Origin of the sequence: Micromonospora sp. DT44, assembly GCF_049841635.1 — a bacterium.
In the GTDB taxonomy this organism is placed as follows: Bacteria; Actinomycetota; Actinomycetes; order Mycobacteriales; family Micromonosporaceae; genus Micromonospora.
The window spans coordinates 144,439-168,398 of sequence record NZ_JBNCKS010000003.1 but is presented as its reverse complement, the minus strand read 5'-3'; the positions used below and the strand labels follow the sequence as shown (position 1 = coordinate 168,398).

General features: G+C 69.3%; 23 protein-coding genes and 1 pseudogene. 14 read left to right on the top strand and 10 right to left on the bottom strand.

The window, feature by feature from the left end:
* Nucleotides 1-39 precede the first annotated feature (39 nt).
* The 6 genes from ACLQ25_RS03310 to ACLQ25_RS03285 form a co-directional block, all read right to left on the bottom strand.
* The gene (locus ACLQ25_RS03310) at nucleotides 40-1,107 is read right to left on the bottom strand and encodes a succinate dehydrogenase/fumarate reductase iron-sulfur subunit (protein WP_425728903.1); all 1,068 of its coding nucleotides are present in this window, start codon (nucleotides 1,105-1,107) and stop codon (nucleotides 40-42) included.
* On the bottom strand, nucleotides 1,104-3,032 hold the full coding sequence (locus tag ACLQ25_RS03305) for a fumarate reductase/succinate dehydrogenase flavoprotein subunit (protein ID WP_425728901.1): 1,929 nt from the start codon (nucleotides 3,030-3,032) through the stop codon (nucleotides 1,104-1,106). Before ACLQ25_RS03305 ends, ACLQ25_RS03310 begins: the two co-directional genes overlap by 4 nt.
* A gap of 12 nt (nucleotides 3,033-3,044) precedes the next feature.
* Nucleotides 3,045-3,851: a hypothetical protein gene (locus tag ACLQ25_RS03300; protein WP_355050620.1), complete on the bottom strand. Its 807-nt coding sequence runs from the start codon at nucleotides 3,849-3,851 to the stop codon at nucleotides 3,045-3,047.
* 231 nt (nucleotides 3,852-4,082) lie between these two features.
* The gene (locus ACLQ25_RS03295) at nucleotides 4,083-5,480 is read right to left on the bottom strand and encodes a TldD/PmbA family protein (protein ID WP_425728899.1); all 1,398 of its coding nucleotides are present in this window, start codon (nucleotides 5,478-5,480) and stop codon (nucleotides 4,083-4,085) included.
* Between the two features lie 120 nt (nucleotides 5,481-5,600).
* Nucleotides 5,601-7,037, bottom strand: a complete 1,437-nt coding sequence (locus tag ACLQ25_RS03290; protein WP_425728897.1) for a TldD/PmbA family protein — start codon at nucleotides 7,035-7,037, stop codon at nucleotides 5,601-5,603.
* A gap of 32 nt (nucleotides 7,038-7,069) precedes the next feature.
* Nucleotides 7,070-7,762 carry a Uma2 family endonuclease gene (locus tag ACLQ25_RS03285; protein WP_425728895.1) on the bottom strand — a complete coding sequence of 231 codons (693 nt, stop codon included), beginning with the start codon at nucleotides 7,760-7,762 and terminating at the stop codon, nucleotides 7,070-7,072.
* 320 nt (nucleotides 7,763-8,082) lie between these two features.
* On the opposite strand from ACLQ25_RS03285, the gene ACLQ25_RS03280 reads away from it, so the two are divergent.
* From ACLQ25_RS03280 to ACLQ25_RS03260, 5 genes are all read left to right on the top strand, one after another.
* Nucleotides 8,083-9,126, top strand: coding sequence for an ABC transporter ATP-binding protein (locus tag ACLQ25_RS03280; protein ID WP_425728893.1), 1,044 nt, complete (start codon nucleotides 8,083-8,085; stop codon nucleotides 9,124-9,126).
* A complete protein-coding gene (locus ACLQ25_RS03275) occupies nucleotides 9,123-10,205 on the top strand; it encodes an ABC transporter ATP-binding protein (RefSeq protein WP_425728891.1) in 1,083 nt (360 codons plus the stop codon). The genes ACLQ25_RS03280 and ACLQ25_RS03275 overlap by 4 nt, the downstream gene beginning before the upstream one ends.
* Nucleotides 10,202-11,209, top strand: coding sequence for an ABC transporter permease (locus ACLQ25_RS03270; RefSeq protein WP_425728889.1), 1,008 nt, complete (start codon nucleotides 10,202-10,204; stop codon nucleotides 11,207-11,209). Before ACLQ25_RS03275 ends, ACLQ25_RS03270 begins: the two co-directional genes overlap by 4 nt.
* Nucleotides 11,210-11,220: 11 nt before the next feature.
* Nucleotides 11,221-12,207, top strand: coding sequence for an ABC transporter permease (locus tag ACLQ25_RS03265; protein WP_425728887.1), 987 nt, complete (start codon nucleotides 11,221-11,223; stop codon nucleotides 12,205-12,207).
* 146 nt (nucleotides 12,208-12,353) lie between these two features.
* A complete protein-coding gene (locus ACLQ25_RS03260) occupies nucleotides 12,354-14,096 on the top strand; it encodes an ABC transporter substrate-binding protein (protein ID WP_425728885.1) in 1,743 nt (580 codons plus the stop codon).
* A 96-nt stretch (nucleotides 14,097-14,192) separates the two neighbouring features.
* Here the strand turns inward: ACLQ25_RS03260 and ACLQ25_RS03255 are convergent, their stop codons facing one another.
* The 3 genes and pseudogenes from ACLQ25_RS03255 to ACLQ25_RS03245 all read right to left on the bottom strand — a co-directional run bounded on the left by ACLQ25_RS03255 (nucleotide 14,193) and on the right by ACLQ25_RS03245 (nucleotide 16,603).
* Nucleotides 14,193-14,939 carry a DUF427 domain-containing protein gene (locus tag ACLQ25_RS03255; protein WP_425728883.1) on the bottom strand — a complete coding sequence of 249 codons (747 nt, stop codon included), beginning with the start codon at nucleotides 14,937-14,939 and terminating at the stop codon, nucleotides 14,193-14,195.
* Between the two features lie 214 nt (nucleotides 14,940-15,153).
* A pseudogene (locus tag ACLQ25_RS03250) lies at nucleotides 15,154-15,351 on the bottom strand (hypothetical protein); the annotation flags it as partial.
* A 193-nt stretch (nucleotides 15,352-15,544) separates the two neighbouring features.
* Entirely contained in the window at nucleotides 15,545-16,603 is a 1,059-nt protein-coding gene (locus ACLQ25_RS03245; RefSeq protein ID WP_425728881.1) for a toll/interleukin-1 receptor domain-containing protein, read from the bottom strand.
* A gap of 225 nt (nucleotides 16,604-16,828) precedes the next feature.
* Here ACLQ25_RS03245 and ACLQ25_RS03240 point away from each other — a divergent pair, with 225 nt between their 5' ends.
* From ACLQ25_RS03240 to ACLQ25_RS03215, 6 genes are all read left to right on the top strand, one after another.
* Entirely contained in the window at nucleotides 16,829-17,122 is a 294-nt protein-coding gene (locus ACLQ25_RS03240; RefSeq protein ID WP_425728879.1) for a hypothetical protein, read from the top strand.
* Between the two features lie 39 nt (nucleotides 17,123-17,161).
* Nucleotides 17,162-17,848 (top strand): uridylate kinase, encoded by a 687-nt coding sequence (locus tag ACLQ25_RS03235; RefSeq protein ID WP_425728877.1) that lies wholly within the window; start codon nucleotides 17,162-17,164, stop codon nucleotides 17,846-17,848.
* Nucleotides 17,849-17,852: 4 nt separating this feature from the next.
* Complete coding sequence (locus ACLQ25_RS03230; RefSeq protein ID WP_425728875.1) at nucleotides 17,853-18,371, top strand: ATP-binding protein; 519 nt, start codon at nucleotides 17,853-17,855, stop codon at nucleotides 18,369-18,371.
* A gap of 59 nt (nucleotides 18,372-18,430) precedes the next feature.
* Nucleotides 18,431-18,880, top strand: a complete 450-nt coding sequence (locus tag ACLQ25_RS03225; protein ID WP_425728873.1) for an NUDIX domain-containing protein — start codon at nucleotides 18,431-18,433, stop codon at nucleotides 18,878-18,880.
* Nucleotides 18,877-19,203: a DUF7003 family protein gene (locus tag ACLQ25_RS03220; RefSeq protein WP_425728871.1), complete on the top strand. Its 327-nt coding sequence runs from the start codon at nucleotides 18,877-18,879 to the stop codon at nucleotides 19,201-19,203. The genes ACLQ25_RS03225 and ACLQ25_RS03220 overlap by 4 nt, the downstream gene beginning before the upstream one ends.
* Nucleotides 19,204-19,334: 131 nt before the next feature.
* Entirely contained in the window at nucleotides 19,335-19,709 is a 375-nt protein-coding gene (locus ACLQ25_RS03215; RefSeq protein ID WP_425728869.1) for a DUF805 domain-containing protein, read from the top strand.
* Nucleotides 19,710-19,775: 66 nt separating this feature from the next.
* Here the strand turns inward: ACLQ25_RS03215 and ACLQ25_RS03210 are convergent, their stop codons facing one another.
* On the bottom strand, nucleotides 19,776-21,920 hold the full coding sequence (locus ACLQ25_RS03210) for a prolyl oligopeptidase family serine peptidase (RefSeq protein WP_425728867.1): 2,145 nt from the start codon (nucleotides 21,918-21,920) through the stop codon (nucleotides 19,776-19,778).
* 87 nt (nucleotides 21,921-22,007) lie between these two features.
* On the opposite strand from ACLQ25_RS03210, the gene mshB reads away from it, so the two are divergent.
* From mshB to ACLQ25_RS03195, 3 genes are all read left to right on the top strand, one after another.
* Nucleotides 22,008-22,934: an N-acetyl-1-D-myo-inositol-2-amino-2-deoxy-alpha-D-glucopyranoside deacetylase gene (mshB, locus tag ACLQ25_RS03205; protein ID WP_357126054.1), complete on the top strand. Its 927-nt coding sequence runs from the start codon at nucleotides 22,008-22,010 to the stop codon at nucleotides 22,932-22,934.
* 17 nt (nucleotides 22,935-22,951) lie between these two features.
* Nucleotides 22,952-23,389, top strand: coding sequence for a hypothetical protein (locus ACLQ25_RS03200; protein WP_425728865.1), 438 nt, complete (start codon nucleotides 22,952-22,954; stop codon nucleotides 23,387-23,389).
* A gap of 79 nt (nucleotides 23,390-23,468) precedes the next feature.
* Entirely contained in the window at nucleotides 23,469-23,933 is a 465-nt protein-coding gene (locus ACLQ25_RS03195) for a hypothetical protein (protein WP_425728863.1), read from the top strand.
* Nucleotides 23,934-23,960 lie beyond the last annotated feature (27 nt).

Genomic DNA, 23,960 nt, shown 5'->3' with positions numbered 1-23,960 from the left:
TGTCGGCATTGCCGACAGCCCTCGTATCCGGTGGTCTTTTTAGTGCTTGTCGTCCTGGTCCGGGTGCGCGAAGTTGAGGTGCTCCGGAGGCAGCGGGAAGGTCACGTCGTCGCCGAAGGGCGACGGCGCGGCGGGCCGGTCGAAGGTGAGCTCCGTCAGCGGCAGCTTGCCCCGGTCGTCGACCGCCGGAGCGGTCGGGTGGGGCACCTCCCGGTCCCAGTTGACGCCGGACTGCGCCTGCGCCTCGGCCTGCGGGTCGTGCGAGCCGCCGGCGTGCGAGTGCACGCCGCCTCGGCTCGTACCCGGCAGGTTCGCCGAGCCCTGACGGGCGGTGGTCACGCTGGTCTGGGGCGTCTCGCCCCGACGGAAGATCTTGCTACCAAGCCACACAAGGGGATCGTACCTGCGGTCGACGACGCGTTCCTTCATGGGGATGATCCCGTTGTCGGTGATCTTGATGTGCTCGGGGCAGACCTCGGTGCAGCACTTGGTGATGTTGCAGAAACCGAGGCCCTGTTCGGCCTGTGCGTACTCCTTGCGGTCGGTCCGGGCGTCCAGCGGGTGCATGTCCAGCTCGGCCGCCCGGATGAAGTACCGCGGCCCCGAGAACGCCTGCTTGTTCTCCTCGTGGTCACGGATCACGTGGCAGACCGTCTGGCACAGGAAGCACTCGATGCACTTGCGGAACTCCTGCGAGCGCTCGACGTCGACCTGCTGCATCCGGTAGTCACCCGGGGCGACGTCCGCCGGCGGGGCGAACGCTGGGGTCTCCCGCGCCTTCTCGTAGTTGAACGAGACGTCGGTGACCAGGTCCCGGATGACCGGGAAGGTACGCAGCGGGGTGACCGTGACCGTCTCGTCGTCGCCGAAGGTCGACATCCGGGTCATGCAGCCCAGCCGGGGCTTGCCGTTGATCTCCATGGAGCAGGAGCCGCACTTGCCGGCCTTGCAGTTCCACCGGCAGGCCAGGTCGGGCGCGTCGGTCGCCTGGAGGCGGTGGATGACGTCGAGGACGACCTCGCCCTCGTTCACCTCCACCATGTAGTCCTGCAGGTCGCCGCCGGTCTCGTCGCCCCGCCAGATCCGGAACTGACGCTTCGCGCTCATCGGTTGTCCGCCTCTCCAGCGTCGGCGACGAGGGCGTCGAAGTCGGCCAGCTCGTCGTCGGTGAGGTACTTGGAAAGCTCCGCACGGTCGAAGAGGCCGATCAACTCCGGCCGCATCTTCGGCAGCGGCTTACGGGTCAGTTGCACGGTGTCGCCGTCCAGCGAGCAGACGAGGTTGACCTGCCGCCACTTGGGCTCCATCGCCGGATAGTCCTCGCGGGTGTGCCCGCCGCGCGACTCCTGCCGCTCCAGCGCCGCCTTCGCGGTGCACTCCGAGACGACAAGCATGTTGCGCAGGTCCAGGGCGAGGTGCCAGCCCGGGTTGTAGCGCCGGCCGCCGGCCGCGCTCACCTTGGCCACCCGCTCGCGCAACTCGGCCAGCCGCACCAGCGCGTCGGCCAGCTCACCCTCGCGCCGGATGATGCCGACCAGATCCCCCATGACCGCCTGGAGGTCCTGCTGAAGGGTGTACGGGCTCTCGCCGGTGTCCCGCTGCAACGGGGCGAGTGCGGTCTCCACGGCGGCCTCGACGGCGTCGACGGCCACCTTCGGTCGGGCGGACAGCCCGTCGGCGTAGCTGGCCGCGTGCCCACCCGCCCGCTTGCCGAACACCAGCAGGTCGGACAGCGAGTTGCCGCCGAGGCGGTTGGAGCCGTGCATGCCACCGGACACCTCACCGGCGGCGAACAGACCGCGTACGTGGCCGAACGCGGCGCCCGAGTCCGGGTCCACCTCGACTCCGCCCATCACGTAGTGGCAGGTCGGCCCGACCTCCATCGGTTCGGAGGTGATGTCGACGTCGGCCAGCTCCTTGAACTGGTGGTACATCGAGGGCAGCCGGCGGCGGATCTCGTCGGACGAGCGCCGGCTCGCGATGTCCAGGAAGACACCGCCGGCGGGGGAGCCCCGACCGGCCTTGACCTCGCTGTTGATCGCGCGGGCCACCTCGTCGCGGGGCAGCAGCTCCGGTGGACGCCGGTTGTTGTCCGGGTCGGTGTACCAGCGGTCCGCCTCCTCCTCGGTCTCCGCGTACTGCTTGCGGAAGACGTCGGGGACGTAGTCGAACATGAACCGCTTGCCCTCGGAGTTCTTCAGGACACCACCGTCGCCACGGACCGACTCGGTGACCAGGATGCCCTTCACCGAGGGCGGCCAGACCATGCCGGTCGGGTGGAACTGGAGGAACTCCATGTTGATCAGCGTCGCCCCGGCGCGCAGCGCCAGCGCGTGGCCGTCCCCGGTGTACTCCCAGGAGTTCGAGGTGACCTTGTAGGAGCGTCCGACGCCGCCGGTGGCCAGTACCACCGCCGGCGCCTCGAAGAGGATGAACTCGCCGGACTCGCGGTAGTAGCCGAACGCGCCCGCGACCCGGTCGCCGTCGAGCACCAGCTCGGTGATGGTCGTCTCGGAGAAGACCCTGATCCGGGCGTCGTACGAGCCGAACTCGCGCTTGTCCTCCTGTTGCAGCGAGACGATCTTCTGCTGGAGGGTGCGGATCAGTTCCAGGCCGGTCCGGTCGCCGACGTGCGCCAGTCGGGGGTACTCGTGCCCACCGAAGTTGCGCTGGGAGATCTTGCCGTCCTTCGTACGGTCGAAGAGCGCGCCGTACGTCTCCAGCTCCCAGATCCGCTGCGGCGACTCCTTCGCGTGCAGCTCGGCCATCCGGAAGTTGTTGAGGAACTTGCCGCCGCGCATGGTGTCGCGGAAGTGCACCTGCCAGTTGTCACGGCTGTTGACGTTGCCCATCGCGGCGGCGGCGCCGCCCTCGGCCATCACCGTGTGCGCCTTGCCGAACAGCGACTTCGAGATGATCGCCGTCTTCTTGCCGGCGAGGCGGGCCTCGATGGCCGCGCGCAGACCGGCGCCGCCGGCCCCGATGACGACGACGTCGTAGTGGTGTCGTTCGATACGAGTGGTAGTGGTCATGTCAGGGGCCCTTTAGTTGATGAACCGCAGGTCGTTGAACCAGCCGGCAGACAGCGCCATCACGTAGAAGTCGGTCAGCGCGAGGGTGCCGAGGGTGATCCAGGCGAGCTGCATGTGCCGGACGTTCAACGCCGAGACGAAGGTCCACGCGCGGTAGCGCACCGGGTGCTTGGAGAAGTGCTTGAGCCGGCCGCCGATGATGTGCCGGCAGGAGTGGCAGGAGATCGTGTACGCCCAGAGCATCACCACGTTGAGCAGCAGGACGAGGTTGCCCAGCCCGAAGCCGAAGCCCTTGGGCGAGTGGAACGCGAGGATCGCGTCCCACGTGTTGATCAGCGAGATGATCGCGGCGGCGTAGAAGAAGTAACGGTGCAGGTTCTGACCGAGCAGCGGGAAACGGGTCTCCCCGCCGTACTCCTTGTGACCGTCCGGGACGGCGCAGGCCGGCGGCGACAGCCAGAAGGACCGGTAGTACGCCTTGCGGTAGTAGTAGCAGGTGAGCCGGAACAGCAGCAGGAACGGCAGGGTCAGCGCGGCGTCCGGGATGATCCACCAGCCGGGCAGGAACCGACCGAAGTGCGAGGCCTGCTCGACACACCGGTCGGTCACGCACGGGGAGTAGAACGGGGTCAGGTAGTGGAACTGGTCCACCCAGTACCACTTGTGCATGAACACCCGGACCGTCGCGTACGCCACCCAGGCGCCGAGCCCGATCACCGTGATCAGCGGGGCGAACCACCATCGGTCGGTACGCAACGTCTTCGCCGTGATGGCGGCGCGCGCCCGCGCCCCCCGCGGCCTCGTTGCCGTTGAAGTCATTCGAGTCGTCTCCTCGACGGGCCCGTACGGGCGGGCAGCTGTCTCCGGTCGGCACGCGGACCGGCGAACCCGCACCCGCTGCCACGTCATGCGCACACCAACGACCACGCCGGATCGACCGACGCAGCTAAGTGACACACGTTACGCCGATCTTTGCGAGCCGTCCGCGCAAGGGAGTGTCCCGTGTGTCTGGCCTGCTGAAACGCCGAGGCGGGCGGACCGTCGCGGTCCTCAGCCCGACGCGCCTCCGGTGAAGTGCCAGGACGCCAGCCGCACCGAGGGCGCCGCCCACCAGGCACCGTCCACCCGGTCCGGTTGGCGCACCGTCCGAGAACCCAGCCCGAGCACCGCGCCCGGCCCGAGCGCCCGGGGGTACGACTCCGTGAACCGCAGGTCGCGGACCGCCCGGACGACCGTGCCGTCCTCGATCAGCCACACTCCGTTGCGGGTCAACCCGGTGACGACCAGGCTCTTCGGGTCGAGCACACGGGTGTACCAGAGGTCGCTGACCAGCAGCCCTCGTCGTACTCCGGCGACCAGCGCCGCCGTGTCCGCGTCGACCACCGCGCCGGCGGCCGTACCCGTGGTGTTCCGGCCCACCGCGCTGGCCGGCCCGGCCACCGCAGGCGAGAGTCGGAGGTTGCGGGCCATCGGGCCCCAGGTGGCGCCGCCCGCGATCGCGTGGCCGGTGGACTCCGCGCCCGCGTCGGCGGCGGTCCGCCGGTCGTGTACGACGGCCCGCGTGGTGCCCGCCTCGACCAGGGTCACCGCCCGCCGGCCGGTGCCCTCGGCGTCGAAGGGCAGGCCGGACGCGCCGAGCGGATCGTCCACCAGGGTCACCAGCGGGTCGAACTGGGCCGCCCCCGGCTCCGCGAAGGACTGCCGCTCGGCGTACCGCTTGCCGTTGAAGCCGTACCAGGAAAGGTTCTGCAACAGGTCCGCCACGGCGGCCGGTTCGAACACCACCTCGTAGTGCCCCGGTGGCAACTCGACCGGATCGGCTGCCGCCTGCGCCTTCGCGGCGGCCTGCGCCCCCAACTCGGCCCCGTCGAGGTCGGACAGTCGGTCCGCGCTGTGCCGCGCGACGCCGTCCGCGCCGTCGCGGCGGGCGATGCCGTCCATCGCCGCTTCCGCCGACCGGCCGTACGCGCTGTGCCCCGCCGAGTTGGCGAACGCCGACGAGCGGTGCGCGGTACGGCAGTATCCGGCCGTCGTGAGGGGCCCGGCGGCGGCCACGAACGCGGCCACCCGGTCGGCCCGCTGGTCCGGCTCGGCGTGGGCGGTCGCCTCGTCGACGGGCGGCCCGACCGGCGCGGGCGTGGGCGGCGCCAGGCCGGGCCAACCCGGGTCGAGCGGACCGAGGCGTGTCGCGGCCAAGGTCCGCTCGACAAGCGCCTGCAGCCCGTCAGGGGTGACGATGCTGCCGCTACCGGCGACGGTGCGACCGTCGACGTGCAGCCGCAGCCGGACGCCGACCGTCGACTCGGACACGTTCTGGTGAATGGCCGAATTGGCGAAGCGGGTGAGCGCCAGATCGGCCCGCGTCGCCACCACCTCGGCCTGCACGGCCGGGCCACCGAGCCGCCGCACCAACTCGACGACCTGCCCCGCCAGATCCAACTCACTCATGCTGGGCCGCCTTTCGTTCGCGACTGCGGGGCTCGCAAAACCGGCTCACTCCTCGCGCTCACGCTGGGCCGCCTTTCGTTCGCGACTGCGGGGCTCGCAAAACCGGCTCACTCCTCGCGCTCACGCTGATACCCCCACCCGGACGTTGCGGAAGCGGGCCGGCGCGGCCGGGTGGCCGGTGTGCCCGATCTGGCCCGGCTGGCCCTTACCGCAGTTGGGGGTCCCCCAGGGCACCGTCTCGCCGGAGAGCATGTCCATCGAACGCCAGAACAGCGGCCCGATCCCGGTGTACGTCGGATTGCGCAGCATCCGCCCTCGCCGACCGTTCTTGATCTCCCAGCCGATCTCGCAACCGAACTGGAAGTTGAGCCGCTTGTCGTCAATCGACCAGGATCGGTTGAGGTCCATCAGCACGCCGTCGTCGGTGGCCGCGATGATCTCCTCCAGGGTGTGCGGACCGGGTTCCAGGCCCACGTTGGTCATCCGCACCATCGGCAGCCGGGCCCACCCGTCGGCGCGTACGCTGCCGCCGTAGTCGAGGCCCGCCACAGCCGCGGAGTCGCGACCCGCGAGCACCCCCACCCACCGGCCGTCGCGTACCGCGTCCCGCTTGACGGCGGGGGAGCCCTCGTCGTCGAAACCGAAGCTGCCCAGCGCGCCGGGGATGGTCGGGTCGATGGTGATGTTCATCAGCTCGGAGCCGTAGCGCAGCGATCCGAGCTGGGCCAGGTCCAGCCAGGACGTGCCGGCGAACGCGGCCTCCCAGCCGAGGATCCGGTCCAGCTCGATGGCGTGGCCCACCGACTCGTGGATCTGCAGGGCCAGCTGCTCGCTGCCGAGGATCAGATCGGTCTCGCCGGCCGGGCAGGGTGGCGCGGTGAGCAGCGCCCGCGACTCCTCGGCGATCTGCGCGGCGTGCGCGGCCAGGTCGAGCGATTCGACCAGCTCCCAGCCGGTGGTGCCGTACTGCCCCCGGTAACTGGGCCAGGACCGCCGTTGCGTCTCGCCGTCCCCGATCGAGGTGGCCGAAATGCCGCCGCCGCACTCGCGGATGCGCTGATCGATGCGGTGACCCTCGCTGGAGACGAACCACTTGGTGGTGTCCCAGATCTGGTAGAGCCCCTCGGCCAGGTCCGCGCCGTGCTCGGCCATGGCGCGGGTCGCGCCGACCAGCAGGTCGCCCTTGTCGGACAGCGGAACCCCGAGCGGGTCGATCCGGCAGTCCGAGGACCAGCTCGCCGTCACGGCCTCGACCGCGACCAGGTCGACTGCGGGGCCGGGCACCCGCGCGCTGGCCATCGCGGTCCGGGTCGCGCGCCGGCCGGCGTCGCGGGCGGCGGCGTCCGACAGATCGGGTACGGCGTGAAAGCCCCAACTCGCACCGACCAGCGCCCGGACCCCGAGCCCGATGCTCTCGTCCTGGGTCAGCTCCTCCACGTCACCGTTGCGTGCGGTCATCGACTCGTAGCGGCGGTGCATCACCCGCGCGTCGGCGTACCGGGCGCCCGCGTCGAGAGCGGCCTGGACGGCGGCGGTGGCCGCGTCGAACTCGGTCATGCGACGACCCTAGGGCAGCCGACCGACACCCGTCAGGGAAGAAGTTCTTCCGGCCGAATCGTCGCCCGCACCGGCTCGGTCAGTTCCAGCACCTCGCCGACCCTGGTCGTCGACTGCCGCACGTATCGGGAACCCTCCAGCCGATGAAGGCGCAGGGTCAGCGTTTCCTGCTCGACGAGGAGATACCACTCGATGCCGGCCACGGCGTAGACATGCGGCTTCAACAGACGGTCGATGACGGCGGTGTGAGGCGCGGCGATCTCGCCGATAAGCAGGACCGCGCTCGCCGGCACGCAATCGGCCGTGAGCTCCAGCTCCGCCGTCACAACGAGGTCGGGGTTGAGGATCCGACTGCTGCTGAGTCGTAGGTTGACCACCGGCAGCAGGGTGCGATCCGCCGCTACGCAGCCCGGTGTCAGCGTGGCTGCGAGCGCACCGAAGATCACCTGGTGCCGTACAGACGGTGGCGGTCCGATGAGCAGGGCGCCATCGAGGAGTTCGATCCGCTCGGCCGTTACGCCAAGGGCGAGGTAGTCCGATTCAGTCCACGGCAGGCTGCGGCAAAGAATGCCGGTGGGTATCACCTGACCAGCGCACCTCATTCCCGTCTGCTGAGGTCGCACTTGTGGTGCGAGCACGCATGGATGCGGCTCGGATCCCGTGATCGCCGAGGTCGACTCGTCAAGATCGCGCTCGATCGTGGATGTAGTGGTCTCCCGGCGCATCGAGGCCACTTAATCCTGGTTCGAGCATGACCTTGACGACGCTGGGTGGGTCCGTCGTCAAGATCTGCGCAGGATCGGGGATGTTGCTGTCTCCGGCGCGGCTGAGGCAGCAACTTCGGGGATGTTGTGAGGATCTTGGGCGCGGGGCGCGGGGCGCGGGGCGCGGGGCGCGGGGCGCGGGGCGCGGGGCGCGGGGCGCGGGGCGTGCGGGGCTGATGCGGACTCGTTACGCTCGGGCCCGCTGACACGTGCCGAACCTGTAGCTTATTTTCACCCTCTGGGCATTGTTGTAAGTTCTCTTCGTCACTGAGGGAGGTGCCGTGGACAGCTCGGATCCCTACCTGCGGGTGAGTGACCTGCGGGTCCGGTTCGACACCTCCGACGGCGTCGTGCGCGCGGTCGACGGGGTGTCCTTCGCCGTCGAGCGGGGGCGCACGCTCGGGATCGTCGGCGAGTCCGGCTCCGGAAAGAGCGTCACGTCGCTGTCCATCCTCGGTCTGCACGATCCCAAGCGGGCCACGATCACCGGGGAGATCTCCGTCGGCGGCCGGCAGCTCGTCGGTCTGCCCGAGGAGGAGGTACGCCGACTGCGCGGCCGGGAGATGGCGATGATCTTCCAGGATCCGCTGTCCGCGCTGCACCCGTACTACACCGTCGGCCGGCAGATCGCCGAGGCGTACCGGGTGCACCACCCGAAGGTCGGTCGGCGTGCGGCCCGGCAGCGGGCGGTGGACATGCTGGGCCGGGTCGGCATCCCGCAGCCCGCCCGCCGCTTCGATGCGTACCCCCACGAGTTCTCCGGCGGCATGCGCCAGCGGGCGATGATCGCCATGGCGTTGGTCAACGACCCGGCGCTGCTGATCGCCGACGAGCCGACCACCGCGCTGGACGTCACGGTGCAGGCGCAGATCCTCGACCTGCTCGCCGACCTCCAGGCCGAGTTCCACTCCGCGATCATCCTGATCACCCACGACCTCGGTGTGGTCGGCCAGGTCGCCGACGAGGTGCTGGTCATGTACGGCGGGCGGGCCGTGGAGCACGGCAGCGTGGAGCAGGTGCTCCGCTCGCCGCAGCATCCGTACACCTGGGGGTTGCTCTCCAGCGTGCCGTCGCTGCACGGCGACGCGGACGCGGACCTGGTGCCGATCCCCGGCAATCCGCCGAGCCTCATCAACCTGCCGTCCGGGTGCGCCTTCCACCCGCGCTGCCGGTATGACGACCGCGTCGGCGACCGGTCCCGTGTCGAGGTGCCCGAGTTGCGGCCGGCGGGCGGCGACGGCCACCTGGTCGCCTGCCACCTGAGCGCCGAGGAGCGTGCGGCCATCTACGCCGAGAACGTGGCATCCGTGGGGGTGGCCCGATGAGCGACGAACCACTGCTGCGGGTCCGCGGGCTGACCAAGCACTTTCCGGTACGGCAGGGACTGCGCGCGACCGGCACCGTGCGGGCGGTCGACGGGCTCGACTTCGACGTACGCCCCGGCGAGACGCTCGGCCTGGTGGGGGAGTCGGGCTGCGGCAAGACGACCACCGGCCGGATGCTGGTGCGGCTGCTGGAGCCGACGAGCGGCAGCATCGAGTTCGCCGGGCGGGACATCACGCACGCCGGCCGGCGCGAGCTGCGCCCGCTGCGGCAGGAACTTCAGATCATCTTCCAGGACCCGTACGCGTCGCTGAACCCCCGGCACACGGTCGGTCGGATCGTGGCGATGCCGTTGCAGGTCAACGGCATCAAGCCGCCCGGCGGGATCAAGGCGCGGGTGCAGGAGCTGCTGGAGCTGGTCGGGTTGAACCCGGAGCACTACAACCGGTACCCGCACGAGTTCTCCGGCGGGCAGCGCCAGCGCATCGGTATCGCCCGCGCGTTGGCGCTGCGACCGAAGCTGATCGTGGCGGACGAGCCGGTGAGCGCGCTGGACGTCTCGATCCAGGCGCAGGTCGTCAACCTGCTGCGGGACCTGCAACGAGAACTCGGGCTGGCGTTCGTGTTCATCGCACACGACCTGGCCGTGGTCCGACACTTCTGTCAGCGGGTCGCGGTCATGTACCTGGGCCGGATCGTGGAGATCGGCGACCGGGAGGACATCTACGAGCGCCCGCAACATCCGTACACCCGGGCGCTGCTCTCGGCGATCCCGGACGTCACGCAGCTCGGCCCGGCGGGCCGGATCCGGCTGACCGGTGACGTGCCCACGCCGCTCGACCCGCCGTCGGGCTGCCGGTTCCGTACCCGCTGCTGGAAGGCGCAGGACGTCTGCGCCACCGAGCAGCCCGCGCTGGTCCCGCGCGACGGCGGTCGGCAGGCCACCGCGTGTCACTTCCCCGAAGGGGAAGCGGCTGGCACGGGCCCCGAAGGGGAAGCAGGCAGCACCGGCCCCGAAGGGGAAGCAGGCAGCACCGGCCCCGAGGTAGCGGCCCCGATCATCGAGGAGGTGTCGTCATGAGCCTGTCTCCGGTGGAGGGTGTGGCGCTGGCCGAGATCGAGTCCGGCTCTGATGCGAGCGGGCCGCAGGTCAAGGGCGTCGTCGGTCGTTCGCCCGGTCAGCTCGCCTGGATGCGGCTGCGCCGCGACCGTACGGCGGTGGTCAGCGGCGTACTCCTGGTGTTCTTCATGCTGTTGGGTTTGTCCGCCCCGCTGATCGAGATGGTCTACGGCGTCGGGCCGCGCGAGCAGTTCCAGAGCCTGCTGGACGGCTTCGGCATGCCGCTCGGTTACGTCGGCGGGGTCACCGGGGAGCACTGGTTCGGCCTGGAACCGGGGCTGGGCCGGGACATCTTCATCCGGTTGATCTACGGGCTGCGCACGTCACTGTTCATCGCGTTCGCCGCGGCCCTGATCACGGCCGCGATCGGCATCGTGCTCGGCGCGCTGGCGGGCTACCTCGGCGGCTGGCTGGACGCGGTGATCAACTGGATCACCGACCTGACCCTGGCCATGCCGTTCCTGATCATCGCGTTGGCGCTCACCCCCACGATCACGCTGCGCTTCTACGGCGAGCGGGGGCAGGTGTCGTTGGCCTTCGGGGTGGGGGTGCTGATCGCCGTCTTCGCGATCTTCGGCTGGACCAGCACCGCTCGGCTGGTACGTGGGCAGGTGATCGCGCTGCGCGAGCGGGAGTTCGTGGAGGCCGCCAAGGCCAGCGGCGCCGGGTTGGGGCACATCATCTTCCGGCAGCTGCTGCCGAACATCTGGGCGCCGATCCTGGTGTCGTTCTCCCTGGCGGTGCCGCAGTTCATCACCAGCGAGGCCGCGCTGTCCTTCATCGGCGTCGGCCTCAGCGACGAGACGCCGAGCTTCGGTCGGATGATCTACCGCAGTCTGGACTTTCTTCAGACCGACCCGGCGTACGTGTTCTTCCCGGGCATCACGATCTTCGCGTTGGTGTTCGCCTTCAACCTCTTCGGCGACGCGTTGCGGGACGCGCTCGACCCGAAGTCGTCCCGGTAGGGGTCACAATCATGGCGCGATTTCTGATCAAGCGACTCTTCTCCGCCACGCTGACCCTGTTCGCGGTGAGCGTGCTGACGTTCCTGATGTTCTTCGCCCTGCCCCGCGATCCGGTCAGCAGCATCTGTTCCAAGAACTGCAACGCGGAGCGGTTGGAACGGGTCCGCGACGACCTGGGCCTGAACGACCCGCTGGTCAGTCAGTACGCCGGTTACATGAAGGGCATCGTCACCGGTCGGGACCTGGGCAGCGCCCAGGGCGGCCGGTGCGACGCGCCCTGCCTGGGCTGGTCGTACGTCACCAACGAGGCCGTCTCGGACACCATCGCCCGGGTGCTGCCGGTGACGCTGAGCATCGTGATCCCGGCGGCGATCCTCTGGCTGCTGCTCGGGGTGGGACTGGGCATGGTCTCGGCGCTGCGCCGGGGCACCTGGCTGGACCGGGCGGCCATCGGCTTCTCGCTCACCGGCGCGTCGTTGCAGCTCTACTTCGTGGGCGCGGTGCTGCTGCTGGTGTTCGTCTACAACCTGCGGTGGCTGCCGGTGCCGAGCTACACGTCCCTGTTCGACAATCCGGCGAAGTGGGCCAGCGGGCTGGTGCTCGCCTGGGTGGCGCTGGCGTTCCTGTTCTCGGCGATCTACGCCCGGCTGTCGCGGGCGCAGATGCTGGAGACGCTGTCCGAGGACTTCGTCCGGACCGCGCGGGCCAAGGGCCTGGCCAAACCCGTGGTGTACGGGCGACACGCGCTGCGCGCGGCGATCACCCCGGTGGTGACCATCGCGGGGCTGGACGTGGGCGGGGCGCTGGGCGGCACGGTGATCACCGAGACGACGTTCGGCATCCAGGGGTTGGGGCGTACGGCCGTGGACGCCGTGCGCTCGGGCGACCTGCCCACCATCATGGCCACTGTGCTGATCGCCGCCGTCTTCGTGGTGCTGGCGAACGTGCTGGTGGACCTGCTGTATGCGGCCATCGACCCACGGGTGCGGCTGCGCTGAGCCGCGCGCCGTCCCGCGCATGGCTGCTGGCGGAATTTATCGACAACTGTTACACAACTTGTAGGTTTTCTTCCTTACGATCCTCGGGACGTCGGCGGTTCCCGCCCCGACGGAACCGCACGACACATGGGTGAAGGAGGTACTTCATGCGACCACGCGTGGCGGTTGCCGCAGGCGGCGCGATCGCTCTGGTTGTGACGTTGGGTGCGTGCTCGAAGAACACGGGCGAGGGCACCACGGTGGACAACAACCGGCAGCAGACCGGGGTCATCGCGACCGACCCCAAGGACTCGAAGGGGCCGGCGGCCGAGGTGAGCGGCGCCGCGAAGGGCGGCACCTTCACCATCATCCGGGAGTCGCCGATCTCCCACCTTGACCCGCAGCGGACGTACTCGTTCGCCGGCCTCATGACCAACCCGCTCTTCGCGCGCTACCTGACCACCTGGAAGGACGACGGCAAGGGCGGCCTCGTTCTCGTCGGTGACCTCGCCGAGACGCCGGGCAAGAACGTCAACAACGACTGCAAGGTCTGGGAATTCACCATCAAGGACGGGGTGAAGTTCGAGGACGGCCGGCCGATCACCTCCAAGGAGATCGCGTACGGCATCGCCCGCTCCTTCGACCCCGACCTCTCCGGCGGCCCGACCTATATCCAGGAGTGGCTGGCCGACACCCCGCAGTTCGACACCAAGTGGGACTTCAAGAAGAACAAGACGTCCCTGCCGCCCGGCTTGAGCACGCCGGACGCGAAGACGCTGCGGTTCGAGTTCGCCAAGCCGCGCTGTGACCTGCCGTTCGCCGCGTCACTGCCGACCACCGCACCGCTGCCCCCGGACAAGGACACCGGCATCGACCTGGACAAGCAGCCGTTCTCGTCCGGCCCCTACAAGGTCGCCAAGAACCAGGTCGGCGTCCAGATCACGCTCGACCGCAACACCAACTGGGACCCGAACACCGACCCGGTCCGGCACCAGTACCCGGACCAGTTCGTGTGGAGCTTCGGCCCGACCGCGGACGCTGCCAACAACCGGGTGATCGCCGACAACGGCGCCGACCAGAGCGCGCTCGCCTTCAACGCCGTACCCGCCTCGCTGGTCGCCAAGGTGGCCGGGGACGCCGCGCTGAAGTCGCGCAGCATCCTCTCGCCGACGCCGAGCGCCAACCAGCTCGTCATCAACAACCAGCGGGTCAAGGACCTCAAGATCCGCCAGGCGCTCAACTACGCCATCGACCGGGAGGGCATGGTCAAGGCGCTCGGCGGCCAGAACGTCGCCGCCCCGCTGACCACGCTGATGCCGCCGGCCACGATCGGCTACGAGGCGTACGAGGCGTACCCGGCGGGCCCCAACGGCGACGTCGCCAAGGCCAAGGAACTGCTCGGCGGGCAGACGCCGGAGCTGGTCCTCGGTGTCGCCGACAACTCGACCGAGCAGCAGCAGGGCGCCCAGCTCAAGGCCAACCTGGAGCGCGCCGGCTTCAAGATCACGTTGCGGAACATCTCCGACGACGCGAAGCTCGACGAGATCAAGAAGAAGGACAACCCGTGGGACCTGTACATCGGTAACTGGGCGGCGGACTGGCCGAGCGGCGCGGCGATCCTTTCCGTGCTGTACGACGGCCGCAGCATCAAGGCCGAGGGCAACAGCAACCAGTCCTACTTCAACGACCCCACGATCAACGCCGAGATGGACCGGATCCTGGCGCTCGCCCCGTCCGAGCAGGGCCCGGAGTGGGCCAAGCTGGACGAGCGGATCATGAAGGAGCACGCGCCCGTGGTGCCGCTCTACGTCGACGTGGCGTACCACGTGTACGGCTCCAAGGCCGGCGGCGTCTTCGTCTCCAGCGTCTTCGGCTACCCGGCGTTCGTCAACGCGTACGTCAAGCCGTAGGTCACACCGCGCAAAGGCAAGGGTCCCCGCCCGACAACATCGTCGGGCGGGGACCCTTGCCGGATTTTGATCAATCCAGTGCGGCGTGAAGTCGGTTCAGTGAAAGGGCGTTGCCGGCCGGCTCAGTCGCTCGCCGTCGACGAAGAGATCGACTTTCTCGTTGTAGAAGGCGATCAGGCCGGCGATCGGCAGGAGTGCGGCGGTCGGGAAGTCGTACGACCAGGCCAGGTCCGGGTGGGTCTGGTCATCGAGTCGGATGGACCAGTAGTCGCTGGTCTGGCCCTTGTACGGGCAGGCGGTCCTCGTCGCCGACGCCACGAGGTGCTGGAAGTTCACGTCGGTCCGGTTGAGGTAGTAGCGGGGCGGTAGACCGGTTTCGAAGACCACCACGGGCGATGTCGACTCGGCCAGGACGACCCCTTCCAGTTCCACCCTGACGCTGCGGGTGGAACGCACCGCGTCGACCCGCGCAAACGGGTTGCGGGGATGCACGAAGACCTCTTCGTCCTCCTCGAACCAAGAATCCATGGCGGCCCAGTCGAACCGGATCGTGTCCGCCAACCCGGCCAGCGCGTCGTCTCCGTACAACCGCCCGCACGAAGGACGGATCGTCTCGCCAACCTGCAGCCCGTGCAGCCGCGCGGTCCCGCGCCGGGACGCCTCGGTGCCCTCGCCCTCGATCAACAGGCTGCGATTCACGTCATCGACGGGGATGTAGTACTGCGGGAAGAACGGCCATTCCCACACGTACAACGCACGCGTGGTCTCCAGTACCTGCTCGCCGCCGAGGAAGGCTCGGATCCGGCGAGGCACCGGCTCAATGTGGTCGACCGGGACGATCATCTTCGGATAATCCGACACATTGTCCTCCCGTGATGTGACGGCCGGCTCGGCAGGCGCCGGTTCAACGATCAGGGTGGCCCCCGCGTTGTCACATGCGTTTGTTGCAGAGACCGTAACCGATGTCGCCTTTCGTGACGAGTCCTTCGCGGCTGAGGTTGTGTGGCGCCGGGGATACCACTCGTTCCTGGATCGGGTGCGATCTTGGGAGTGTGGGCCGCTCGGCGGTACCGTTCGCGGCCATGTGGATGACACCGGTCAGCGGCAGCGCGGCGTGCGGGCGGCCGCTGGAGACCAGCGCCGCCGACAGCCGGAGTGTGTGCGCGGCCACCACGTAGTCGTCGGCCAGGCCGTGCAGCAGCGGGCGGGCCTGGTCCGGGCCGGTGACCGGCTCGGCGGCCGACTCGACGAGCGAGGGGTCGCGTAAGCCGTAGGTCGAGTAGGAGGGTTCCCCTACCGACAATGCCGTCGGGAGGAGGCCGCTCCGATTCCGCTGAACGGGTCACCGTTCGGTCGCAACCTGCGGACCTGTTCCTGCAGTGACGTCAGGCGGCCCGGGTGCGCGGCGTAGGAATGGCATTCCCCACTCGTGCTCCGCCGTCGGCGGGTCACATCATGCTTCGCATGAGGTTGACCAGTCCTGGCATCCGATGGTTCGCATAGGATTCGGCCATGGCCAGTTCGTGCGGCGTTGCGAGGGGAGGGCGATCATATAGCTCCCAATGGCCGATGGACGCGGCGAGGCGACTACCATGACGCAGGTCGAGATCGGTGGCTTTGTCGAAAATGCCGGCCAGTCGAACGAATCTTCCCCGGCCATGATCCGAATGCTGCCGTAAGAGACGCGTCACATCGGGTTCATCGTCCGCGATGAGATTGCAGATCAGATCTATCTTGTCGTAGAAAAAGCGTAGGTCGTGGAAGATGAGGGCGGTCAGCGCGAGCAGTCCGCCAGAGTCGCGGTTGCGGGCCAGCATCCTCAGTGCCACCTTGATGGCCTGCACCCCCCAGATGTCGAACACTCGTTCGGCGATGACCAGGGTTGCCGCCGGCGTCTTGATCTTCGCCAGCCCACGAAGCGCGGATGCCTGGATCCCTTGGTCTCCGTAGCGATTCGCGTACTCCCGCAGGAGCGCTATGGTCGCCAGCGTGTCGTCCGTGGGGGAGCGCAGCGATTCCATCAACTCCTTACGCAGCCTCCTTTCTGGTTGAACCAGATCGACAACTGCATCAACCGCGAGCCGCCGGGCGGCCGCCGTACGCAGATCCAGACAGAACTTCGATCTGAGGTCCGCAGGCAAGTCCGCCAGGGTCACATCCCGCGCCATCGCTGGAATTACCCGGACGTGCCCACGTTCAATCTCATGAATCATTCCGGAGTTCAGCTCGTATTTCACCCAGTTCGACGCCAGGGCCTCCGGCGACAGGATGACGAGGAAGAACGACGTGTTATCGATGCCTGCGGAAATGCGTTCGCGCAGGACGTCGCCGGGCTTCATCTCCCAACCGTCAAACCAGACTCGGATGCGTCGCGCCCGCAGTGCGGATGCAAAACTCTCAACCAGCGAACGATCGCTGTGCGAGTAGCTGATGAACAGATCGTGGACCTGCGGACGAATCCCACTTCCTTTTGATACGCCGATCTTGTTCGAGGTTTGTCGATTCACGTGCGACAGTTTAGGCGCAACTGTCAACGCTTCCCGATGGCTGATACGTGCGACGGTCCTTTCGCCGATCATGATTTACCGGTCGACGGGACGTTCTGGCACCGGCATGACGGCGACCGCCAGCGTCGTGGTCGGCGTGGTCGCGGGTTGGTTGGCGAAGCAGGAGCAGGGGGCAGTTGCGGCCGGGCCGCCAGCGGATGGTCCTTACCGCGCGATGATGGCCAGGTGAAGCCCATCTACCCCGATGACGGCGATGTCGATCGGAACGCCGTACCCGGTCTGCGCCCCGTACCTACGGACGACGCGACGTCGGTCACGGTTGACGTCGACGGTGAGACGTTCGCCCTCCGCCCGAACGAGTGCGACGGCACCGACTACACGTGGCTCAGCGGGCCGAGGCCCGGCTACGGATTCGGTGTCGGTCCGACTCTCGGCCTGTCGCTCGACGAGCACAGGGAGAACATCCGCGACTTCCTGGCGATGGTCGATCCCGCCACCGGGCGCATCGAGGACGATTGACGTGGAGCTGTGGCGGCAGATCCAAGATTGCGAGTTGCGGTGAGTGAGGTACGGCCAGGGTCGCGCCGTGCGGAGTTGCTCGGCCGTCTCGCCGAGGCGGTCGGGTCCGTTGATGTCGCACACCCGGTACGGGTTGCCGTCGACGGACCACCAGCCACCGGCAAGACCACCCTCGCCGACGAACTCGCCGTCGTCCTGCGGAGTCAGGGCCGCTACGTCATCCGTGCGACGATCGACGACTTCCTCTTTCCCCGGTCGCGACGCTATCCGCGCGGCGAGTACTCGGCCGAAGGCTGCTACTTCGACACCCACGACTTTGCGGCGCTGAACCGGGTTCTGCTCGATCCCCTCGGACCGGGCCGCGATCGAGGCTTCCAACCCGCGGTGTACGACCGCGCCACGGATACCGTGCTGTCGCCGCCGAGCATGACGGCCCCCGCCGACGCCGTGCTGGTGTTCGACGGCGTGTTCCTCATGCGCCCGGAACTGATCGATCGGTGGGAGCTGCGCATCCTCGTCTCCACGGCGATCGAGACGACGGTGGACCGGGCCGTGATCCGAGAGCGGCGGGTGTCATCCCGGGCGGATGTCGAGAGGCGCTGGCGGGAGCGTTACGTCCCCGCCCAACAGCTCTACTTCGACACCGTGCGCCCGAGGAATCACGTCGACTTCGTCGTGCACAATGACGAGCCGCAGGAGCCGGTCTGGGAGACCCGGGCACGCTGACCGGATGGGAGCCGTGATGACGCGACCGACACTGTTCCTGACGGTGGGGCTCCCGTGTACGGGAAAGACCACTGCCGCCCGGCGGATCGAGGTCGAGCAGAAGGCGCTTCGGCTGACCAAGGACGAGTGGGTGAAGGCCCTCTACGGGGCCGAGAATCCGCCGGCGGCCTCGGACGTGATCGAGGGGCGGCTCGTCGAGATCGGGCTGCGCGCCCTCGAACTCGGCAACAACGTGGTGATCGACTTCGGCCTCTGGAGTCGGGACGAGCGTTCCGCGCTGCGGCAGGCGGCGGCCGACCTCGGCGCGAAGGTGGAGCTGCGCTACTTCGAACTCACCCCGGCCGAGAAGCGCGAAAGGCTCGATCAGCGCCAGGCGGATGCGCCCCACACGACGTGGCCCATGTCCGCGGAGGAACTCGCCGAATGGGCCACCCGCGTGGACATCCCGACGCCCGTAGCCAGCAACAACCCTGATGTTGCTGCCTGCCGGGCCTCTGAAGCAGCAACAACCCTGATGTTGTGACGATCTTGGGTGCGAGGCGCGCCCCACCGCTGAGCCGGGACGGGTGACACGATGCGGCCGTGTCGAACTCTGCGGAAATCTCTGCCAAGGCACGCATCGTCACCGGCCTGCTGCGCGATGGGAACCGGGTGCTGCTGTGTCACCGATCTCCGCAGCGGCGGTGGTACCCCGACGTCTGGGACATGCCCGGCGGGCATGTGGAGCCCGGGGAACTACCTGGCGAGGCCCTGGCCCGGGAGCTTCGGGAGGAGGTGGGCATCGATATCACGGCACCCTCGGCGCCGCCGGTGCACGAGGTGCACACCGACACGTTCGACATGCAGATCTGGCTGGTCGACGCGTGGCAGGGGTCCCCGGTCAACGCCGCGCCCGACGAACACGATGCCATCGGCTGGTTCACCGAAGACGAACTCGGCGAACTGCGCCTGGCCCACGACAGCTACCTCGCCCTGTTCACCAAAGCTCTTGCCGAGCCGCCGCAGTCGGTCTGGGAACGCGGGACACGATGACCCCGGCCGTGCGCCCAGCCGACATCCTCGAACAACTCGACGCCGCAGCCGAAGAGTTCCGGTTTCCGGACCTCGACAACGGCTACTCCTACGCCGTCGACGCCCGACTGCACGGATATCGGGACGCGGGGCGACGGGCGCTCGTCGTCGAGACAATCGGCTACTCGCCACGGGCCGGCAACCTCACCGGCTCACGTCCAAGCCGGTCCGAGACGTTCCGTCAGATCGCCGATGCCCTGGCGACCGGCGATCGCACGCTCTACGCACCGAAAGCGCAGCCGAACACACACTGGTCCCACTGGCCGGAGTCGGGGAGCCTGTAGCCGACGGAACCGCCGAAGATCAGGCGCTGTAGCTACTGCTGTTCGGCTGCTCAGCCGTTGACCGTGTCATATCGGTCTGTTTGGCTGCCCTCGCGTTGATCTCGAAACCCCTCACACAACGGGAGATAGCAATGTCCTTCGGTGCCGCCGTCAAATCGGTGCTCAGCCAGTACGTCGGCTTCGCGGGTCGGGCCCGCCGCTCTGAATACTGGTGGTTCGTCCTGTTCACAGTCCTTGTCAGCATCGTCACCTCCGTCCTGGACAACGCGCTGGGACTGACCTTCGTCGACGGTTCGTCGAGCGGTTTCATCGGCCTCATCGCCTCCCTGGCGCTGCTTCTCCCGACGCTGGCTGTCGCGGTGCGACGCCTGCACGACACCGACAAGACGGGGTGGTGGCTGCTGATCAGCCTGGTGCCGATCATCGGCGCCATCGTCCTGATCGTGTTCTTCGTTCAGGACGGCACGCCCGGGGCGAACCGTTTTGGTCCCAGCCCCAAGGGCTGACCTGTCCGCACCCCGGAAAAGGACCCCCGTTCCGGCAGCGTTGTCGGAACGGGGGTCGCCTCCGTTTCAGAGCAGATGCGTACGCAGGAAGTCGAGTTCCAGCGGGAGTAGCCGCTCGGCGGTGCCGTTCGCGGCCATGTGGGTGGCGCCGGTCAGCGGCAGCACGGCGTGCGGCCGGCCGGTGGACAGCAGCGCTGCCGACAGCCGGAGCGTGTGCGCGGCCACCACGTTGTCGTCGGCCAGGCCGTGCACCAGCAGCAGCGGGCGGGCCTGGTCCGGGCCGGTGACCGGCTCGGCGGCCAACTCGACGAGCGAGTGGTGCGCGTACACGTCCATGCCGTCCTCCGGCAGGCCGAGATACCGCTCGGTGTACGCGGTGTCGTACAACGCCCAGTCGGTCACCGGGGCACCGGCGATGCCGCACTTGAACAGCTCCGGGTGACGCAGCACGGCCAACCCGGCCAGCCACCCGCCGAACGACCAGCCGCGGACGGCCACCCGACCGAGGTCCAGGTCCGGGTGCTTGCCGGCGAGCGCGGTCAACGCGTCGATCTGGTCGGTCAGGATCACGTCGGCCAGCCGTCGGTGGATCGCCTTCTCGAACGAGGGGGCCACTCCCGGCGTACCCCGGTTGTCGATCGTGACCACCGCGAACCCGGCGTCGGCCCACCACTGCCGCTCCAACCACGCGGCCCGCGCCGCCACCACCTCCTGGTGCCCCGGGCCGCCGTAAATGTCCAGCAGCACCGGCAGCCGCCGGCCGGTCACGTGGTTGTCGGGGTAGAGCACCGCCGCCGGCAGCCGCCGGTCGGTCACCCGTTCCAGCAGCGGCAGTGGCGAGTACGGCGGCTCGGCGGCCAGCGATCGCAGCTCGGCCAGCTCCTGGCCGCCGCGCGACACGGTCCAGCGCACCCCGGCGTGGTCCAGCGACGCACTGCCGACCACCAGTACGTCCCCGCCGACGGCCGCCGTGTGCCAGCCCGAGTCGGTGGTGACACGCCGGGCGTCCACCCCGCCGCCGATCGTCGTACGGACCCGGAACAGGTGCTTCTCGCTGGGCTCGCCGTCGCTCGCCTCCACCAGCAGGTCGGCGGGACCGCTGACGGCCGGCAGTCGACCGACGACCCGCCGCACGTACAGCGAGGGTGGGGTGAGCAGCGTGCCGTCGGCGAACAGGCACCGCGCGTCGTACCCGTCGTGGGCCAACTCGCCCCCGACCAGCACCCGGCCGTCGGGCAGGTGCGCCGGGGTGCCGGCGATCGGCTCCACCCAGCGCGGGTCGGCCAGTTCGGCGTGGACCTGCGTCTCACCGGTACGCGGGTCCACCGCGAGGACCAGCCCGTGCTGCTGCGAGCGGCGCAGCACGGTGATCAGCGGGCTGCCCTCACCCCAGCTCACCCCGGTCAGGTACGGGTAGGTCTCCCGGTCCCAGTGCACGTCGACCCAGCCGTCGTCGAGGTCCAGCAGGTGCAGGCTCACCTCGGCGTTCGGGCCACCGGCCCGGGGATACGCGACGGCGGTCGGCGGACTGCCCGGCTCGGCCGGGTCGTGCAGGTGCCAGCGCTCCAGCCGGGACTCGTCCACCCGGGCGGCGAGCACCATGCGCCCGTCCGGGGCCCACCAGTAGCCCCGGTACCGGCCGAACTCCTCGGCCGCGATGTGCTCGGCCAACCCCCAGCTCACGCCCGCGTCCTCGCCGGCCAGCAGCGTGTCGGCGCCGTCGGCGTCGATCACCCGCAGCTCACCGCGGCGTACGCCCCCGGCCGCGTCGGTCACGTAGGCCAGGCGCTCGCCGGTCGGATCGGGTCGAGGGTCCAGCACCGGGCCGACGGTGGCCACCTCCACCACGTCGCCGTGCACCAGATCCGCCCGGAACAGGCGGCCGGCCAGCGCGAACACGGCCACCCGGCCGGCGGCGTCCAACGCGTACGAGCCGATGCCGGCGGCGCTGAGCCGGAGCCGTTCCCGCAGCGCCCGCTCGCCGGGGGTGAGCGCCCGGACGTCGCCGTCGTCGCCCAGCAGTGCCACCGGATCGGCCACGAGCTGTTCCTCGCCGGTCGCCACGTCCAGCAGCCAGAGCGCATCTGCCGGATCCTCCGGACCGGCCGAGCGCAGGAAGATCACCCGGGAGCCGTCCGCGGCCACGGAGACAGCCCGGGGCGCGCCGTGGCTGAACCGGCGGGTACGGGCGGCCAGCTCCGGAAAGTCCACAGGCCAAATCGTAGAGCCGCGCCGGGCGTGATGTGGCCGACCTGGGCGGACGCGTCCAACGACTCCCGGCCCGTGCCGCCGGTTAGAGTGACCGTCGTGACGACGCTGCCCGACCGCCGCCTGCTGCTGGTCCACGCGCACCCTGACGACGAGTCGATCGGCACCGGCTCGACCATGGCCCACTACGCCGCCGCCGGCGCGCACGTCACGTTGGTGACCTGCACGCTCGGCGAGGAGGGCGAGATCCACGTGCCGGCGCTCGCGCAGCTCGCCGCCGCCGAGGCCGACCAGCTCGGCGGGTACCGGATCGCGGAGCTGGCGGCCGCCTGCGCGGCGCTCGGCGTCGCCGATCACCGCTTCCTGGGCGGCGCCGGTCGTTACCGCGACTCGGGGATGATGGGCCTCGCGACGAACGAGCACCCCCGGGCCTTCTGGCAGGCCGACCTCGACGAGGCCGCCGGGCACCTGGTGGAGATCATGCGAGAGGTACGCCCGCAGGTGCTGGTCACCTACGACCCGAACGGCTTCTACGGCCACCCCGACCACATCCAGGCGCACCGGGTGGCGATGCGCGCCGTCGAGCTGGCCGCCCTCGAGGGCTGCGCCCCGGCCAAGGTCTACTGGACGGCCATGCCGCTCAGCGTGCTCGAGGCCGGCATGTCGCACTTCGCCGAATCTTCGGACAATCCGTTCGCCGGCATCCAGGACCTGGCCGAGCTGCCCTTCGGCACTCCGGACGAGCAGATCGCCGCCCGGATCGACGGCACCGACCAGCACGCGGCCAAGGAGGCGGCGATGCGGGCGCACGGCACCCAGATCCCGGCCACCTCGTGGCTCTACTCGATCGCGGGCAACTTCGGCGGCGAGTTCATGGGTGTGGAGTTCTTCACCCTCGCCGTCGGCGCGAAGGGTCCCGGTTTCGGCCCGTACGGCTGGGAGGACGACCTCTTCGCCGGGCTGCCGGACGTGGCCGACGCGGACCGCTCCCCGGTCGCGGCGGCCGGTCTCCGGTGACGTTGCCCGCCGCGCCGATGTCGGTCGTGAACGATGAGGACGGCCCGCCGCCGGCGGGGCCGCCGCCGCGTCTGCTGGACCTGGGCCTCCGGGTGGCCGGCGCGATCGTCGTGGTGGTGGCCGGTGTGGTGACGGGGGTGTTGGAGCTGCTGCTCGCCACCGTCCGGGTCGGTGGGCAGCTCATCGGCTTCTCGGCGCTGCTCGCAGTCGGCGCGAACATCGTGCTGAGCTGGTTCGCGCACGAGGTGGTCGGCCGTCGCTGGGCGGTGGCGCTGCCGGCGGTGCCGTGGTTCGCCCTGATGGCGGTGGCGGCCATCCGCACCACCGAGGGCGACCTGCTGCTGGCCGGCGACAACTGGGTCGGCCTGGCGATGATCGTGGCCGGCGCGATGACGTTCGCCGTGATGGGCTTCCGGCAGGTCCTCGCCCCGCCGTCCAAGCTCGGCGGTTGGTGACGTCACACAGCTACGAGTGGTAGATATTCCTGCCAGGGAAGCGGCCCCGCGAACGGGGCGTACGGCAGGAGGTCGTGCGATGGACAGACGGTGGCGGACCATCGGGGTGCTCGCGGGAGGGCTCTTCGCGGTCAACATGGTTGCCCGGCTGATCACCCGATTCGGTTTCGACAACGACGACGCTGCGGCCGATCGGGTCACACTGGTGATGTTCGTGGTGATCGGGTTGACCCTGGCCGTGGTCGCCTTCCGCTGGGGTCGCGTCCGGCCGCTGGCCGCCTGGGCGGCCGACGTGGCCGTCGTGGTGTTGATCGCCATGGCCCTGACCGTGTTGGTCGGGCCGCTGCTCGTCGGCTACAGCCCGTTCGCCGATGGCGCGGGGACGTTCTTCGCGCAGATCTGGCTCTACCTGCTCGCCACCGGCCTGGGCGCGCTGGGCGGCTACCTGGTGGCGACCGCCCTCGGTCTCGACTACCGCTCGCAGCAGCTCAAGCGGTACGCCGAGGTCAAGGCCGCCAAGCCCCGCCGCGTAGTCCGCCGCTGACGCCAGCGCCTCACGCCAACCAGAACC